Below are 17,709 nucleotides of genomic sequence, written 5' to 3' on the forward strand. Positions count from 1 at the left end.
ACCAGTGTGGGAGCCAGAAGCGCGTGACCATCTCGGCTGTTGTGCAGGGCGTCAGACAGATTCTGCGACTCTCGTTCGGACTCTGCTGTCTCTCTGGCATCTGCGCCACTGCAGCCCAACCCCCGGCTACCCCACCCCGGGTGGCCCATGCGCGCCGCTTCCTCCAAAGCCGCTCCTGGCCGAGTCGAGCGGCGCAGCGTTTTCTGCCCGTTCGAACCGAAGCAGAGATGAAAGTCCAGTCCGCACCAGCATCGACTGCCATCTGGCAGCCGCTCGGCCCGACGGCGATATCCACTCCGAGATTCGGTCTCGTTTCAGGACGCGTAACCTCGATTGCCATTGACCCTGCTGACCCAACCGGAAACCATGTATTCATCGGCACAACAGGTGGTGGAGTCTGGAGTTCTCAAAATGCCGCTTCGTCCGCCAATGTCGTCTTCAGCCCGCTGACCGACGCATCCTCTCCGTTCGATAGCCTGCGGTTCGGCTCCATCAGCATCGGAGCCGTCTCCGTTCAACCGGGCAGCACCGGAGTCATCCTCGCCGGCACCGGCGACCCGAACGACGCTCTCGATTCCTATTACGGTTCCGGGATCCTCCGCTCCACCGACAACGGATCCACCTGGAGTGCCATTCCCCTTACCGCCGATCAGAAATTCTCCTTCATGGGTGAAGGATTTGCCCGCTTTGCCTGGAGCACCACAGATCCTCAACTCGTCGTGGCTGCCGTCGCACAATCCTACGAAGGCCTGCTCGTCAACGCACCTTTCCAGACCAAGAGCTACGCCGGCCTTTACTACTCGACCGACGCCGGAGCAACGTGGTCCCTCTCTCGAATCACGGACGGCCCCGGTAAAGACGTTCAGGGTCCCATGAGTCTCTTCGCCGGCCCAAACGGTAACTCCGCCACAGCCGTCGTCTGGAACCCCATCCGCCAACTCTTCATCGCAGCCGTTCGCTTCCACGGCTACTATCAGTCTGCCGATGGAATCACGTGGACCCGCATGGCAGCGCAGCCCGGAACCTCTCTGACTGCCCAGCTCTGCCCGTCTAACCTCGGCAGCATCGGCTCGATCGCGTGCCCCATCTTCCGAGGCGCGCTTGCCGTCAATCCGGTCTCTGGCGACACGTTCGCTTGGAGCGTCGACCTGTACAACCAGGATCAGGGCCTCTGGCAAGACACCTGCGCCCTGTCGGGTGGAGCATGCAGCAACCAGAATGTCGCCTTTGCGCAACGGTGGAGCACCGCACCACTCCAGACTGGCACAGCTCTAGGACCCGTCACCATCTCGAACGGCGACTACGACCTGGCACTCGCCGCAGTCCCGTCCGCGCAGGACACCATCCTGCTCGCTGGAGCGAACGACTTGTGGCGCTGCAGTCTGGCGATGGGCTGCTCCTGGAGAAATACAACCAATGCCTACTCCTGCGCGAGCGCGCAGGTCGCGCCCTATCAGCATGCGCTCGCTTGGAATCCAAGCAATCCGCAGGAAATCCTCCTCGGCAATGACAGTGGGTTATGGCGCTCGCTTGACGGTATTGCCGAAGCGGGCTCCGTTTGCTCATCCGACGATCAAACTCATTTTCAGAACCTGAACGGAGGCTTAGGTTCGCTCGCAGAAGTCGATAGCATCTCCCAAGTCGTCACCTCTTCATACACGATGATGGCTGGCTTCGGTGCCAACGGCACGGCCGGCGTGAAGAACACGTCCGGTCCCACAGAGATCTGGCCGCAGGTTCTCAATGGCGAAGGAGGACCCATCGCGATCGATCCCGCTAATCCGACGAATTGGTACGTGAACAGCAGCGCAGGTGTAGCGATCCATCGCTGCTCGCAACCGGCAGACTGCACTGCGGACACATTCGTTCCCGTCGTCGACAACGCAGATGTCGCTGGTGATGGCTACACGATGACCACCCCGGCGCCCTTCATCATCGATCCCCTCGACTCCTCCCAGATACTTCTCGGCACTTGCAGAATTTGGAGAGGACCTGCGGACGGTACGGCCTGGACCTCGGCCAATGCCGTCAGCCCCTTCCTCGATGGCATCTCCGGCAGGACCTACTGCAGCGGTGACGCACTCGTTCGTTCGATCGCAGCATTACCAATCTCCGGCGGAGGTGAAGTGATCTACGTCGGAATGTTCGGGTCACTCAACGGCGGCGCCATCCTCGGAGGGCACATCCTCAAGGCAACACTCGTCCCCAATGCTTCCTCACAGCCGCAGTGGACTGATCTTACGCTTAACCCGGTGGCGAACAGCCCACTCTCGTTCAATCACTATTCGCGCGACGTCTCCAGCATCTATGTCGACCCGCATGATCCGTCCGGGAACACTGTTTACGCGACGGTTGCTGGTATGTCCGATATCTTTCACGTAACTTGCACCGTCTACCGAACGGTGGATGGTGGAGCGCACTGGTACGAGATCGTTTCCAATCTCCGTAGTTCCCCCGCAAACAGCGTGGTCGTCGATCCGCAAGACGCGAGTACTGTCTACGTCGCCACAGATGCAGGCGTCTACTCGACCCGTCAGGTCGGCGCGTGCATCGACGGTGCAAGCAACTGCTGGTCGCTGTTCGGAACGGGGCTTCCGTATGCGCCGGTGACTCAACTTAGTGCTGCACCGGGTGGCATATCTCCACACGTCCTCGTAGCCGGCACCTATGGTCGCGGAATTTGGCAGATCCCTCTCTGGACAGCAAACGTAGAGCAGACAAGCGCATCGCTGGATCCTACTTCGCTCACCTTTGCTCCTCAGTCCGCAGGCAGCGCCAGTCCGCCTCAAACGATCACACTGACGAACAATGGCGCAATCGCGCTGGCGGTTTCGTCCGTCGTGGCGGAGCCTCCATTCAACGCAATTGACAACTGCGTCGGCAAGTCGGTGAACGAGGGCCAAAGCTGCACCATCCAAGTCTCGTTCGCTCCAGTTCAGCTCGGACCTGCGGCAGGAAACCTGACCATCAGTGGCAATGTCTCGGGCGGCAATTTAAGCGTTGCACTGGCCGGTACAGGCACGGCAGCCGCACCAGTGACGCTCTCACCCGCAATGCTCGACTTTGGGCAGGTAGCCATTTCCAAAACCTCGAGCATCCTGACCGTCTCTGTTCAGAACGCGAGCACCAGCCCGGTCGCACTCGCCAATATCGCTGCCACGGCTCCCTTCAGCGTGGCGGCGAATCCGTGCGGCACTTTGCTTGCAGCCAACAGCTCCTGCGCGCTCTCAATCGCATTCACTCCGACTCAGGCGGGACAGGCAGCTGGCACGCTTACAGTCTCTGACGACGCGGGCACACAGTCTGTGTACCTCAAAGGCAGCGGGGCTGCTGCGCCAACGGACACCCTTACGCCTTCATCACTCGCCTTTTCGACAACCGCCGTCGGGCAGCAATCAACGCCTCAGGTCGTTGAGTTGTCCAACACCGGCGATATGCCTCTGAACACTATCGGCGTCTCTGCCACAGACGGGTACCACACCACAAATAGCTGTTCCGGTTCGCTTGGGGCTCATTCGAAATGCAGCATCAGCGTGAGCTTCGCGCCTTCCACGCCCGGCTCCATTCTCGGCACCTTAACTGTGTCCGACGCGATCCGGTCCCAGACCGTCCAATTGTCCGGCACCGCAGTCGCTGCGCCTTCATTCAAGGTCAGCTCAATTCAAGTTTCCTTCGGCACAATCGTTGTCGGACAGGCAAGCTCGCCAATGCCTCTTACGATCACCAATACAGGAAGCGTGCCGATCTCGAATGTGGGATTTCAGATTAGCGGCTCGACCGCTTCGAGCTTCTCCTGGGGCCAGAGTACCTGCGGTGATGCTCTGCAGGCTGCCAGCAGTTGCACAGTTCAGCTCACGTTTGCGCCTGTGCAGACCGGCCAACTCACCGCTACGCTCGTAGTTTCCTCATCCACGCCTGGCGTCTCTTCAGCGCAGGTGACCCTGACTGGCTTAGGGCAGGGCAACTCGAAACTTGTCATCAATCCATCACAGCTCAGCTTTGTTCAATATGCACTGGGCCGGCCGACCTCAGCACAAGCGGCGACTGTGACCAATTATGGCGAGGTCACTGCAACTCAGATGCTGGTTGCTGTTTCGCCGCCATTCAGCTTGACTCAGAACACGTGCGGTGCAAGCCTGGGTGCAGGTGCGACTTGCTCTGTCGGAGTGCTATTCACGCCTACAGTTAACGGTACAGTCAGCGGTACGCTCTCTGTGAACTCTGCCGCGTATCCAGACACTGCGATTGCCTCCCTGCTCGGCATCGGAGGCGCTGCCGGAGCGGTGCAGGTATCACCGAGTTCCATGACATTTCCCACGACGGGAGTCGGGATCTCGAGTGCCTCACGTACGGTGACTGTAACGAATACCGGTCCTGTTGCCCTTTCGGACCTGACATTCACAGCATCCGCTGGATTTCAGATATCTTCGACCACGTGCGGAGCGGGTCTCGATTTAGCAGCATCCTGTAACGTGCAGGTCATTTTCAAACCAACGATCGCCGGCCAACAAAGCGGAAATCTCTCGGTGTCCAGTCGGGCACTGGCCGCACCAGCCGAAGTCGCAATGTCCGGCATGGGTTTCGACTTCTCGATTGCGGCCTCGGGCCAAGCCAGCAAGACGGTAGCCAGTGGGCAGAGCGCAACCTATCTGCTGGTTGTGACGCCCGCAAATGGATCCGCCGGAACATTCACATTGTCCTGCGGCTCTCTACCGGTGAATTCGTCGTGCAGCTTCAATCCCGCGAGCGAACTAGTTCCTGCGAGCGGAACGGGAACCGTCACACTCAACATCGCTACAGGTGGTCAATTCATCGCAGCCACGAAACACTCCGCGCCGTATCTGCTTCCTTTCAGTTGCCTGGTCGCGGTCCCGATCGCCCTGAAAGCAAGAAGACGGAAGTGGTGGCTCCTCTTCGTTACGGCAAGCCTTTTCTGTCTGACAAGCTGCGTCGGATCCGGCGGAGGAGGCGGCGGCGCGCCTGTGTCATCCAATCAGAAGACGCCCGCGGGGACTTATTCGGTCGACGTAAGCGCCGCCGCAAATGGGCTTTCGCACAAAGTCACGCTAACCCTTATCGTCGACTAGCGGCACCCAGATGGACTGTCGCGAGCGCGCCAGAGGAGAACCAGCAATCGATATACTGAATCAAAAGGCAGCGCTTTGATCGAACCGAGCGGTTGCGGTCAGACTGCAGCACAAACTCAACAGGACAGTTTCGAAGATGAGTTCCAACGTAACGAAAGAAGAGGTCGAGCGCGTGGCTGAACTGGCCCATCTGAACCTGACTCCCGAGGAGACAGGGAGCATGGTGCACGACCTGAATGCGATCCTGGACTACGTCGCTCAGCTGGATCAGCTCGACACGACTATGGTTGAACCCCTCGCGCAAGTCAGCGAATTGAATTCTGCATCTGAAGCACGTCCCTTGCGTGACGATGTCATTTCACCCTCGCTCGACCGCGCTGAAGTGATGAGCGAGGCACCTGATTCCAATGGATCGTTCTTCAGAGTGCCGAAGGTCATCGAGCGATAAAGCCACCCAAGGAAGTCACCGTTGCCCAGCGAAACCACACAGCGATCAAACTACCTGGAGAAGCCGAAGACCTTCGCTGCTCTTCGGGAAGACATCCTCAGCCGGCGCGTCAAGGCTGCGGACCTTGCTCTCTCGTACTACGAGCGAATCGAGCAGATCAACGGTTCTCTAAACATCTATCTGAATCTCACGCGCGATAGAGCTATCGCACAGGCTGAACGAGTCGATGATGCCGTCGCCAAGGGCGATCCGGTAGGACCGCTTGCGGGCATTCCTGTTGGGATCAAAGACGTGCTCGTCACACGCGGCGCTCCATCTACGGCAGGGTCAAAGATCCTGAAAGGGTACAAGCCTCCTTACGACGCCACGGCGGTTTCCAGGCTCGAAGCAGCGGGAGCCGTAGTGCTGGGAAAGCTGAACTGCGATGAGTTCGCCATGGGTTCCTCCAATGAGAACTCGGCCTACGGACCTGTGCGGAATCCAGTGGATCCGGAGCGTGTTCCGGGCGGCTCGAGCGGCGGCTCGGCTGCAGCGGTGGCTGCCAATCTGGCAGTGGCGACGCTGGGCACAGATACCGGAGGATCAATCCGGCAGCCGGCAAGCTTCTGCGGGGTTGTCGGCGTATTGCCAACATATGGCCGCGTGTCTCGATACGGATTGATTGCGTTCGCCTCATCTCTGGATCGGGTCGGTCCTTTCGCTAGCAATGTCCGAGACGCAGCCACAGTGCTCAGCGTGATCGCAGGTCAGGATCCGAGCGATGCGACCAGCTCAACCGCGCCGGTTGCGGACTACGCGGCAGAGAGCGACAAGGGAGCGGACGGCCTGCGGATTGGCGTTCCCGAAGAGTATTTCGGCGAGGGACTCGATCCCGAAGTACGAGAGCAGATCGAGAACGGGATCGCCGCGTTGAAGACTGCGGGTTGCAAGGTTCAGCCAATCGCGCTTCCGCACACACGGTTCGCGATTCCGGCCTACTACCTGGTTGCTACAGCCGAGGCAAGCGCCAATCTTGCGCGGTTTGATGGCGTTCGCTACGGCTATCGTTCTCCTTCGTCAAACACGCTGTCCGACATGTACAGCCACTCGCGCGATGAGGGCTTCGGAGCTGAAGTGAAACGGCGCATCATGCTCGGGACCTATGCATTGTCCGCGGGCTACTACGATGCCTACTACCTGAAGGCACAGAAGGTCCGGCGTCTTCTCGCGGAAGAGTTCCTGCGAGCGTTTGCCGATGTGGATGCGATCGTGACGCCAACCGCGCCGACGGCGGCGTTCAAGATCGGCGAGAAGAGCGGAGATCCGCTCGCGATGTACCTGGCCGATATCTATACGGTTACAGCAAGTCTGGCCGGAATTTGCGGTGTCACCGTTCCCTGCGGCGCCACAAAGGCGGGACTTCCAGTGGGGATGCAGGTGCTTGCGTCCCATATGAATGAAGGCACAGCGTTCCGCGTAGCACGCGCGGTAGAGGCGGCGCAGGTGCAGGAGCAGGGTTCGTCATGCAACTCAGCAAGTCAGTCGCCTCGTGGATCGCAATTTTAGCAATTACGGGCTCGCTTAGCGCAGCGCCTCGCAAGGTTCACGTAGTTGGACTCGGAGCGTTCAAGCGCGTTCCGTATTCGAGAGCCGGAGATCCCGCTGGAGCAACTGTCGGCGAGAACACCCTGAAGATCAGGCCGTTGATCGTCGATGGGCTGGTGAAGGAGTGGACGACCGGCGAATCACATGACGTGACGGATCGCAGCTTCGTGGTGCGACGCGTGCTCCACATCAACGATGAATTGCCCGGCGAGAAGTCCGCTGCGAATCGCTGGGTGTGGCAGCGCGGGCCTTGGCTTCTGGTTGATCGTGTTAGCGGTCACATCTCGGCGCTGAAGCTTCCTGACTACGACCCTGGGGTCAGCCAGGTGAGCTGGTTCAGGGATTACGCGGCGTATTGCGGGCTGACCACGAGCGGGAAGAGCCTGTATGCGGTGGTGGCGCAGCTCGCCGTACGAAAGCCGGTACTGTCAAAAAAGCTCGCTGCATTTGAGGCGGCGAATCGAGCAGAGCCGGTTTGCGCGAGTGCGCGGTGGCAGCGGGATCCGTTTCGCGTCACGTTCAACCCATCGGGCATGGGTGCTGTGAGCTTCGAAATTGTGCCGGGCTCAGCGGTACTGGTGGAAGACTCCGACGATAGTGCAGAGCCTGCAGCGGCAGCGGCGAAGGCGAACTGATCTGACGCTAGCTCCAGTAGCGCAGCTCAGGATGAGCGCAGCTGAGGCAGAGCTTCTGACCGGCGAGTTCTTCGTATCGGCCGAAGTTGATGCCTTCTCCGCAGCGAGAGCAGACGACGCGATCGGCTTTGTACCCGGGCAGCTCGGATGGATCGACGTGAACGCGTACGCGATCAACACGGAATAATTGCGCGTCGTCGAGTTCGCGATACGCGAGCATCTGCTGTTTGCTTTTGCTTTCGATTTCAGGGTGAAGCTCGCGAGCGAGATCGCGCGAGGTTTCGAGTGCGACGATGCGTGCGCCCAGATCCTGCGAGAGATCGACGAATGTGGCTGCCATTTTACCCCAGTCGCGAAATTTAAGCGTGCGCTTGCCAAGGCGGCACCCGGTCACCATGCCGATGGCGTCGGTGGCGCAGCGGTCGATTTCGACGAAGGCGACGAGGCGCTTGCGGTCGGCACCCAGGGGGTCTTCAATGCCCAGGGTTTTGAGGCCGAGTAGGGCCATGCGGACGCCGAGGATCTGGCCCGCGCAGATGTGGCCGTGGGCAGCCTCGGCGCGCTGGAGAAGGGTGTCGAAAGAATCGATCATCTTCATCAGATTCGCGCAGGGCAGATCAATCTGCAAGTTGCTCGTAGGGGTGGCCGGGGGGGGAGGATATCCACAGAAGCCGGATTCGGCTTGTCGCCCCAAGGCATCTAAACACCTATGGAAAACCCCGGGTTGGAAGGGGCTTCGACGGAAGCTCCTTTGCGTTTAGATCCTGCTACGGAACTTCGCTACGCGCTTGAAGTGATGGAGGAGTACTCGCATCTGGGACTGGATGACGAGCACACCAACAAACTCCGCAGCATTCTACTCAGGCGTATCGACGAAGCCGAAGCCGCGGTTTCCGTGGAGCCGGCACAACCGGTGCGGTTCCGTATACCTACAGGGATCGAGGACTGACCGGCAATCGGTTCGTCAGGGGGACCACCCCACCCCACCCCCCTGGCTTACGTGTTTTCAGCGACTTACGGCATTTCACGTCCGCAAGCTCTTCATTCGAAGGAATTTGGAATCTAAAATTGCTGAAATGAACAAGTTGCGTTGAAGCCGGATGAAAGCGTTGCAAGTCGAATCTGTTTGCTACCCCCCCGCCCCCCCATCCCCCCTTTTTGAGCAAGTATCCCCGTTTCAATAGCTTAGATGAGGGGGATGACCGTAACTATATCATTCCATTTAACTTCTCAACGAGTGCTTCCTAGCAAAGGACTTAGGGACATCTAGACTAAGGGACCGAGAGACAAAGGGACAAGGGAACGAGAAGTCGATCGACCCGAGCGGATTTTCAGGCGGCTTTGGATGCATAGACCCAGTATGACGAATCCGGCGAATTGGACTGCAAAGTGTAGCGACATTTCCTCTTTTTGGAATCAAGAGCTTAGGGCAAGTCGGGTTCCCGGGGTCTTGACCGCTTGCGATTCGAGCACGGCGAGATCTACCAAATAGACTGCAGAGGTGCGCACGAGGACGGAATCCTGGGGTACCCGTGCGCGAACGTGAGACTCAGGAGCGAAGACAGTGAGGAAGCACCGCGTGTGGCAGGTTGAGACTTCGGGAGGGCCGTTCATAGAAGTTGAAGTTGTTCGGCCGGCGCCAAAGCCGGGAGAGGTGCTGGTGCGGATCGCGGCCAGCGGGGTGAACCCGCTGGATACGAAGATCCGGGCGGGCAAGGCGGAACATGCGAAGCAGGCTCTGCCGGCGGTGCTCGGTCTTGATATGGCGGGGACGGTGGAGGAGGTCGGGGCGGGGGTGACGGAGTTCCGGCCCGGCGAAGCGGTGTTCGGCATGGTGGGAGGCGTCGGGGGCAGGCAGGGGACGCTCGGGGAATATGTCGCGGCCGATGCGCGGCTGCTTGCGCATAAGCCTAAGACGCTCTCGATGCGGGAGGCTGCGGTGCTTCCTCTCAGCACGATCACGGCGTGGGAGGGGCTGGTGGATCGGGCCCAGGTGCATGCGGGACAGAAGGTGCTGGTTCACGCCGGAGCGGGTGGAGTGGGACACGTCTGCGTTCAGATCGCGCGGGCGTTTGGAGCAGATGTGTATGCGACGGTTTCATCCTCGAAGAAACATCTGGTGGAGCAGTATGGCGCGATGCCGGTTGACTATCGAGCACTGAGCGTAGACGAATATGTCGAAACGTTCACGGGCGGCGCTGGATTCGACGTCGTGTACGACACGGTGGGTGGAGCGACGATTGACGAATCATTCAAGGCGGTGCGCCGGTATACGGGACACGTTGTGAGCTGCCTGGGATGGAGTACGCACTCGCTGGCCCCGCTGTCGTTCCGGGGAGCGACGTATTCAGGCGTGTTTACGCTCTATCCGATGCTGAGCGGTGTTGGGCTGGAGCGGCATGGCAAGATTCTGCGCAAGGCTGCGGCGCTTGCGGATGAGGGCAAGCTGAGGCCGCTGCTGAATTCGGAGCGGTTTACGACTGCTGATCTGGATGGGGCTTACGCGGCGGTGGAGGCGGGGTCTACGGGGAAGGTGGTTGTGGAAATGCAGAATGAACGTTAAGCGCATGCAACATTGCGCTCTGTTGCATGCAAGTACGTGATGGAGCGCACTTCTAACATCATAATCTCTGTTCTAGTTTGGCCTCATGCGGAAGGGTTCAACAAACAACTTGAAGTCACAATTTGTGACTTCAAGTTTGGTGATTCTGGCGGAGCGAGTTGAGCGGCGAATCCTCTCGATCCGAGGACAGAAGGTGATGCTCAGCACCGATCTTGCCGAGCTTTATGAGGTGGCTCCGAAGGTGCTGATGCAGGCGGTGAAGCGCAATGTCGAGCGCTTTCCAGCCGACTTCATGTTTCAACTCACGCGCGCAGAGTCGGCCAACTTGAAGTCACAATTTGTGACTTCAAGTTGGGGCGGCGCGCGGCGTTCAACTCCCTATGCATTCACCGAGCAGGGTGTGGCCATGCTCTCGAGTGTGCTTCGCAGTGCGCGCGCTGTGCAGGTGAACATCGCGATCATGCGGGCTTTTGTGAAGCTGCGTGAATTGCTCGCGACACATCACGATCTAGCGAAGCGGCTCGAGGAGTTGGAAAGCAAGTATGACGATCAATTCAAGATCGTCTTCGATGCGATTCGAGGGTTGATGAGGCCACCGGAGAGACCGCGAAGACGGATCGGATTTGGCGCGAGTGGATGAAGGGCAGTCGGCCGATCCCAGATCTCAGAAGCGAGATGTGGGGGCACCCCAAGCTTGCGCATCTATAATCCTCGACGGAGAATCAAGGGGATGGCTTGGGCAAAGCACCAATACACCAAGGGACAAATCGATCGAGCAGGAGACATACTCTCGCACGAGAATCCCTTCGAAAACAACCCCCTCGGAGCAGATGAGTACTTCGAAGCCATTGACATCGTCAACAACTGGCGCGCAGTTCATGGCTATCCCCTCCAGCAAATGAAAATGGCGCTAAAACGACGGGCTAAGCGCATATGCCCTTCAGCGATCATTGCTCAAAGGCTCAAAAGATTGGTCTCGATTCGGCTCAAGCTCCGGTTGAGTCGAGAGGCGGGACATCATCCGACTCTCTCACAGATGCAGGATATTGGAGGGTGCCGAGCGGTCCTTCAGACCGTGCACCAGGTCCGGCAGGTAGAGAAACTGTTCCAAGATGCATCGAAGAAGAGCCCCAATCGAGGGCCTCAGTTTTCAAAGTCCTTCGACTACATCTCTCATCCAAAAACTAACGGGTATCGCAGCCTGCATTTGATCTACCGATTCAGATCCGATTCCGAAGAACACTCCTGTTATAACGGGCAGAGGATCGAAATTCAATTGAGGTCCAAGCCCCAGCACTACTGGGCAACAGCTGTTGAAACTTATTCGACATTCTCCGGAGAGCTCTAAAGTCCAACATTGGCTCGGAAGAGTGGAAACGATTCTTCGCACTGGCCTCGTCTACCATTGCGATCTCTGAGAGGACGTCAACTGTACCGGGAACGCCTGAGACTCTGGAGGAAATCGTTCCCGAGCTCCGCAGTCTATATGTAGAACTGAATGTTCATAACGTACTTAGCGGTTGGTCAGCCGCAACGAAGTGGACGAAAGAACAAGCTGACAGAGAGATTCAAGAAGCAGAGCTTTTTCTGTTGGTACTTGATCCGGAGAAGTTCTCTGTGACGGTCTATCCCTTCAAAAAGGACCAGGTCGCAGCAGCTAACGCGAGCTATGCGGAAATCGAGAAGGAGCACCCCGAACTGCAAGCGGTTCTGGTGTCTGTTGATTCTCTTGCCGCCCTTCGGACTGCATATCCAAACTACTTTCTCGATACGAGCGCCTTTATTGAAATGATCGAAAAGACAATTTCGTATTGAGATTAGAATGGCCGGCTCGATGAGGACAGTGAGGTCGTCTCGAACATCATGGGCTAAAAAGTTTCGTGATCGACGCCTCACGAGTGTCAGTATTCCCGTTTATAACGGATGAGCACCATCCGATGGAGGAATGGCTTTGCTGTGCTGCGTGATGCGTTGAAGGGAAGCGCTGCGCCAATCACGCGAAAGCAAAAGCAGATCCTTCGCTTACCACCCCCGAACTGAAGAAAACGTTCGGGACCCCGTGCGCTCAGGATGACAGCCTTGTGGTTGTTGGCCTTATGAGGACGACTGGGGCGCAATTGGGCTAGGGTTCAGATGGATTGTTCCACGAGCATGAACTGCGGGTCCCTCGCCTGCGCTCGGGATGACAGTCGGGGTGGTTCATGAGCGGTTTGGATCACACGCTCCATGTTGCCGGCGTCCGGACCTGCAGGTCATGGCGTATTCGCTTCGAGTCTTCAGCAGCATGAAGGCTGCTGCTCGCTCCCGGTCGATTCCTGAGTGATGAGGAAGAGGGTCCGGCACAGGCTGAACTTGAAGTCACAAATTGTGACTTCAAGTTTTCACTCTGTGGTCCACTCGAGTCGAAAGGAAGAGCAAAAGCAGATCCTTCGCTTACCACCCCCACGCTGAAGAAAACGCGTGGGGCCCCGTGCGCTCAGGATGACAGCGTTGTTGTGTTTGCGGTGTGAGGACGACTGCGGCGTTGTTGGGCTCGGGTTCGGATGGACAATATCACGAGTAAGACGGACGAGTGATGCTCGTTAGATTCCCGCCCAAGCATAGCTTGGACGGGGCACCCACGGTTTGTGGCCGAACAGTTCTCTGTTCCCGCCCTAGCAAAGCTAGGACGGGGCACCCACAATGATGGTTGAAGTCCTTCGTTACCGCCGAGGTGGAGCTTGGATGGGGCACCCGTCGTTATGATTTACTTGCTAAGGTTGAACTGGCTCGCGGGTTTTTTGCGAACAATGAGGCGGACACCGTTCTTCTCTCGTCTCTGGACGGTCCACTCTGATTCAATTCCGACAACACCCTCCAATCCCGTTGCATAGTGTCGGAAGCTTGACCATTCCCAGTCTTCAGGTTTGTCCACCAAACCGCGACGGACTGGATTGCGATGAATGTACCGGAGCTTCTCGATGCGCTTCTCTTCGCTCCAAACATTGAAGTCGTAGTAGCGCGCCTGCCAATACGGTTCTCGGGCTCGAAGTGCGAGCTTTCGAGATACAGACTGTTTGAGTGCTTGCAGAGCGGTCGAGAGCGGGCCCGCGTCCGGTTCTGAGAGAAGAAGATGAACGTGCTCCGGCATGACGACATAGCCTGCCACGCAGAATCCATAGGCGAGACGGGTCAGTTCCAGAGATCTTTCGAAGACGGCGCGAGCGTGGACCTCCAAGAGCTTCGGCTGTCTTTGGTAACAACTGAAAGTGATGAAGTGGAGTTGTGAGGCTTGCTGAATCCTGCGGAGTCCCGAGGGCATGATTGCAGGATGTATCTGAGAAGGCCGATCTGTCTGTGATTGTGGAGACTCCCGTCAACCCGCCCTAGCAGAGCTAGGACGGGGCACCCACTGTTGTTGCCGATGAGGTTTATTGTTCCCGCCCTAGCAAAGCTAGGACGGGGCACCCACTTCTTGGAGAGGCTTCAATGAAAGCAGAACGGCCACCCTTGGGGGTGGCCGTTCTGGTGTGCCGGATAAGAACGAGTGATTACCGCTCGTTCTTGCGCCAGTTGATGAGGTCGCCGAGGGTGGTGGTGGAGCTGGAGACGGGCGCCTTGTGGGCGTGCTCCTTGTAGCTCTCGACCTGGGCGCGGCTGGCTTCGTGGCCGCTGACCGCGCGAAGGCTGAGACCCACCTTCTTCTCTTCGACGTTGATCTTGATGATCTTGAACTCGTGCTCCTGGCCGACTTCGAGCTTGGAGGCTTCGCCGGGCATTTCGCTGGCTTCAGAGATGTGGCAGAGGCCTTCAACGCCCTCGGCAATTTCAACGAAAGCGCCGAACTGCGCGGTCCGGAGGACCTTGCCGTGGACCACATCGCCGACGCGGTGAGTAGCGAAGAAGCTCTCCCACACATCGGGCTGAAGCTGCTTGATGCCGAGGCTCAGGCGGCGGTTCTGCGGCTCAACGCCGAGAACGACTGCCTTGACCTTCTCGCCCTTCTTGACGACTTCAGAAGGATGCTTGACGCGCTTGGTCCAGCTCAGGTTGGAGACGTGGACGAGGCCGTCGATGCCATCCTCGATTTCGATGAAGGCGCCGAAGTCGGTGAGGTTGCGAACGCGACCCTCGACGACGGTTCCGGCGGGATAGCGCTCGGTGAGGTTCTCCCACGGGTTCTCGAGGAGCTGCTTCATGCCGAGCGAGATGCGGCGGTCGGCGGGGTTGACGCTGAGGACAACCGTGTCGACCTCGTCGCCGGGCTTGACCAGCTTGGAGGGGTGCTTGAGGCGCTTGGACCAGGTCATCTCAGAGAGGTGAACCAGGCCTTCAATGCCCTGCTCGAGCTCGACGAACGCGCCGTAGTCGGTGACGGACAGGACGCGGCCGTGGACGTGTGCTCCCACGGGGTAGCGCTCAGAGGCATCGAGCCACGGGTCGGGCGTGAGCTGCTTGAAGCCGAGCGAGACGCGCTGCTTCTCTTTGTCGAACTTGAGCACCTTGACCTGGATCTCGTCGCCGACGTTGACCAGATCGCGGGGGTGGGTGAGGCGTCCCCAGCTCATGTCGGTGATGTGAAGGAGGCCGTCGATGCCGCCGAGGTCGACGAACGCGCCGTAGTCGGTGAGGTTCTTGACGGTGCCGGTGAGAATAGCGCCCTCGCCGAGGTGCTCGAGGGTGGTGGAGCGCTTGGCGTTCTGCTCTTCCTCGAGGATCTCTTTGCGGGAGACGACGACGTTGCCGCGCTTTTTGTTGAGCTTGATGACGCGGACTTCGATCTGCTGGCCGAGATAGCCGTCGAGGTTGCGGACGGGACGGATCTCAAGCTGCGAGCCGGGCAGGAAGGCCTTCATGCCGATGTCGACGGTGAGGCCACCCTTGACGCGGCTGACGACGGTGCCGATGACCGGAGTCTTGTCGTTGGCATGCTTTTCGATGGTGTCCCACACGCGGAGGCGCTGGGCTTTCTCGTAGCTGACGAGATAGCCGCCCTCGGGCTCTTCGCGTTCGATGACCACGTCGATGACTTCGCCGGGCTGGAACTTGACTGCGCCAGTGTGGTCGGTGACCTGCTCGAGGGGCACGAGGCCCTCGGACTTGAGGCCGACATCGACCACGAGGTGTTTCTCAGTCTGCTTGACGACGGTGCCGGAGACGATTTTGTCTCCGTAGGCCTCGACGGCAGCAGCTTCAGCGGCCTGCTCGCGCTCGAAAGCCTCGAGGGCAGCTGAGAAGTCTTCATTGGATTCGGCGCTGTGGTCGGCCTGGGCTGCAGAGTGTTGGTGCGTTTCTGCAGGGGCGGCCTGGGCTACAGGCTCGGTTGAGGCATCGGCGTCCAGCGCTGGGGCAGCAATATGTTGTGCTTCGGCGGTCTCGGGGTTGGACGTGGATTCGGACGGCTGAGCTTCGAGCTCAGTCGCAGGTTCGAGCGTTGGGGTTTCGAGTTCGGTGTTCAGGGTTATGCTCTCGGGTTCTGGATTGAGGACGTTTGGCATGACAGCAAGCTCCGCGATTCCTGCCCCGGCGACGGGCCTTGCGGTTGGCCGACGGGTCGCATCCGATGTCACGGTGAACGAAGGATGCGGGTAGCGCGCTCTCCTGATGGCTGGGGCCTGTGAGCAATGGCATTTCACAGGGACGGGGTTTCGGGCCAGAAAACTGGCTTGGAAACGACTCGTCCGCAAGGGAAATACCAGGCAGGCGACGGCTGGCTGGAAGGCGGCCGCAGCTAACTGCTGGAATCCGCGCAGGAAGCTACGCTTTCAAGTGTAGCAATGGTCAGAATTTTCAGTCAATCCAACGCTTTGGGCAGGGGCTTGCCGCGGCCTTCGGCTGGAGGGGTTGGCTACGTATTTGATGAGGGAGGGGGCGAGTTGGACTCAGGCGCGGGACTGTGGCTCATTCGCCGGGATTGGCGGAGTTTGGGGAGGTCTGGAAGGACGTGTCCGCTGCGGAGTTCAGCAGCCGACCCGAATTCGCTTCTCAGTATTTGATGGCGAACCTCCGGGGTGGAGTGGGGGAACGTGGAGAGCGACTCTTTCCTGACCAGCCTTCAAGAGTGCTGATATCTGATGCGAGCGGGGTGAGGAATGTACAAACAACCCGCTTGGGTTTTGGGGCGTCTCAACTTACGCCAGCCTTCGTGGTAAGCCCTTATCGCCACGTGCACGACGACTGTGTTTTGCGGAGATTCTAAGCTCGGTGTCGTCGCGATCGGATTCGGCGGCCCTATACCTAACTTTTTTATGTCGCGCAGATCAGGGTCCTACCGAATCAGGAGCAGTCGATGCACATCGTCATTTTTGGGCTGACCGTTTCCTCATCGTGGGGGAACGGGCACGCGACGCTGTGGCGTGCGCTGCTGAAGGCTCTTGCCAAGCGAGGCCATACCGCCAGCTTCTACGAACACGATGTTTCGTATTATGCGGATAATCGCGATGACTGGGCTCCGCCGCGCGGAATTGATTTGAAGCTCTACAACTCGCTGGAGGAGATTCGCGGGCGGGCGTTGCGGGATCTGAACTCAGCTGACGTCGGAATGTTTACGAGCTACTGCCCGGATGGGGCGGCAGCCGCGGAGCTGATTCTGAGCTCGCGCGCGGAGATCAAGTGCTTCTACGATCTCGATACGCCGGTCACTCTGACGGCGCTGGCGAACGGCGAGACGGTGGCGTACCTGCCGCCGGATGGGCTGGGAGACTTTGATCTTGTCCTGAGCTATACCGGGGGCCGGGCACTCAGCGAGTTGCAGTCGAGGCTGGGCGCGCGGACGGTTGCGCCTCTATATGGATCGGTGGATCCCGAAGCGCACTTCCCTGTTCCTTCGCTCGATCAGTACCGCGGGATTCTCTCGTATCTGGGTACGTTTGCGAGCGATCGGCAGCAGGCTCTGGAGATGTTGTTCCTAGATCCGGCGCGGCGGCTGCGGAACGAGACTTTTCAGCTTGCGGGAGCCCAGTATCCAGAGTCGTTTTCGTCGCTGCCGAATGTGGCATTTGTGCCGCACCTGGCTCCGCAGCTTCACCCCGCGTTCTTCTGCTCGTCGCGAGCCACGCTGAATATCACGCGGAGAGTGATGGCGGAGTACGGATATTGCCCGTCGGGAAGGCTCTTCGAGGCTGCGGCTTGCGGCGTTCCGATTGTGAGCGACGGGTGGGATGGGCTGGAAATGTTCCTGACGCCCGGGCAGGAGATACTGCGCGTCGACACGAGTGAGGACGTGATTGAAGCGCTCTCGTTGCCTGAGGCCGAGCTGCGGCGCATTGCAGAAGCCGCTCGCGAACGTGTGCTGGCCAACCATACTGCAGAACGGCGCGTCATGGAGTTGGAAGGAATTTGCGAAGGCGTGAGCGATCGCGTGCAAGCAGCGACCGAACTGCAGTGATCAAGCACGAAAGCTTGAGACGCATT

Annotated in this window: 13 protein-coding genes; 10 read left to right on the forward strand and 3 right to left on the reverse strand. The window is 58.9% G+C overall.

Annotation, left to right across the window (positions count from 1 at the left end):
* Positions 1-227: 227 nt before the first annotated feature.
* From DHV10_RS12110 to DHV10_RS12125, 4 genes are all read left to right on the forward strand, one after another.
* Positions 228-5,087: a choice-of-anchor D domain-containing protein gene (locus tag DHV10_RS12110; RefSeq protein ID WP_109486643.1), complete on the forward strand. Its 4,860-nt coding sequence runs from the start codon at positions 228-230 to the stop codon at positions 5,085-5,087.
* Between the two features lie 136 nt (positions 5,088-5,223).
* Entirely contained in the window at positions 5,224-5,535 is a 312-nt protein-coding gene (gene gatC, locus DHV10_RS12115) for an Asp-tRNA(Asn)/Glu-tRNA(Gln) amidotransferase subunit GatC (protein WP_109486644.1), read from the forward strand.
* A 21-nt stretch (positions 5,536-5,556) separates the two neighbouring features.
* Positions 5,557-7,080: an Asp-tRNA(Asn)/Glu-tRNA(Gln) amidotransferase subunit GatA gene (gene gatA / locus DHV10_RS12120; RefSeq protein WP_420818746.1), complete on the forward strand. Its 1,524-nt coding sequence runs from the start codon at positions 5,557-5,559 to the stop codon at positions 7,078-7,080.
* Complete coding sequence (locus DHV10_RS12125; RefSeq protein ID WP_109486645.1) at positions 7,038-7,754, forward strand: hypothetical protein; 717 nt, start codon at positions 7,038-7,040, stop codon at positions 7,752-7,754. The genes gatA and DHV10_RS12125 overlap by 43 nt, the downstream gene beginning before the upstream one ends.
* 7 nt (positions 7,755-7,761) lie before the next feature.
* Here DHV10_RS12125 and DHV10_RS12130 read toward each other — a convergent pair whose 3' ends face one another.
* Complete coding sequence (locus DHV10_RS12130; RefSeq protein WP_338042597.1) at positions 7,762-8,346, reverse strand: FmdE family protein; 585 nt, start codon at positions 8,344-8,346, stop codon at positions 7,762-7,764.
* 159 nt (positions 8,347-8,505) lie between these two features.
* On the opposite strand from DHV10_RS12130, the gene DHV10_RS12135 reads away from it, so the two are divergent.
* The 5 genes from DHV10_RS12135 to DHV10_RS12155 all read left to right on the forward strand — a co-directional run bounded on the left by DHV10_RS12135 (position 8,506) and on the right by DHV10_RS12155 (position 12,132).
* Positions 8,506-8,703, forward strand: a complete 198-nt coding sequence (locus DHV10_RS12135; RefSeq protein WP_162601463.1) for a hypothetical protein — start codon at positions 8,506-8,508, stop codon at positions 8,701-8,703.
* Positions 8,704-9,318: 615 nt separating this feature from the next.
* Positions 9,319-10,317 (forward strand): zinc-dependent alcohol dehydrogenase family protein, encoded by a 999-nt coding sequence (locus DHV10_RS12140; protein ID WP_109486647.1) that lies wholly within the window; start codon positions 9,319-9,321, stop codon positions 10,315-10,317.
* Positions 10,318-10,441: 124 nt separating this feature from the next.
* Complete coding sequence (locus DHV10_RS12145) at positions 10,442-10,957, forward strand: ORF6N domain-containing protein (RefSeq protein WP_239461589.1); 516 nt, start codon at positions 10,442-10,444, stop codon at positions 10,955-10,957.
* Positions 10,958-11,047: 90 nt separating this feature from the next.
* Positions 11,048-11,665, forward strand: a complete 618-nt coding sequence (locus DHV10_RS12150) for a RelA/SpoT domain-containing protein (RefSeq protein ID WP_109486649.1) — start codon at positions 11,048-11,050, stop codon at positions 11,663-11,665.
* A gap of 269 nt (positions 11,666-11,934) precedes the next feature.
* Complete coding sequence (locus DHV10_RS12155; RefSeq protein WP_162601464.1) at positions 11,935-12,132, forward strand: hypothetical protein; 198 nt, start codon at positions 11,935-11,937, stop codon at positions 12,130-12,132.
* A 931-nt stretch (positions 12,133-13,063) separates the two neighbouring features.
* Here the strand turns inward: DHV10_RS12155 and DHV10_RS12160 are convergent.
* Both DHV10_RS12160 and DHV10_RS12165 read right to left on the reverse strand, forming a co-directional pair.
* The gene (locus tag DHV10_RS12160) at positions 13,064-13,618 is read right to left on the reverse strand and encodes an REP-associated tyrosine transposase (RefSeq protein ID WP_109486651.1); all 555 of its coding nucleotides are present in this window, start codon (positions 13,616-13,618) and stop codon (positions 13,064-13,066) included.
* A 229-nt stretch (positions 13,619-13,847) separates the two neighbouring features.
* On the reverse strand, positions 13,848-15,794 hold the full coding sequence (locus DHV10_RS12165) for a 30S ribosomal protein S1 (RefSeq protein ID WP_109486652.1): 1,947 nt from the start codon (positions 15,792-15,794) through the stop codon (positions 13,848-13,850).
* Between the two features lie 791 nt (positions 15,795-16,585).
* On the opposite strand from DHV10_RS12165, the gene DHV10_RS12170 reads away from it, so the two are divergent.
* On the forward strand, positions 16,586-17,683 hold the full coding sequence (locus DHV10_RS12170; RefSeq protein ID WP_109486653.1) for a CgeB family protein: 1,098 nt from the start codon (positions 16,586-16,588) through the stop codon (positions 17,681-17,683).
* Positions 17,684-17,709: the final 26 nt, after the last annotated feature.

The sequence above is a fragment of the Occallatibacter savannae genome, from assembly GCF_003131205.1.
GTDB lineage: Bacteria > Acidobacteriota > Terriglobia > Terriglobales > Acidobacteriaceae > Telmatobacter > Telmatobacter savannae.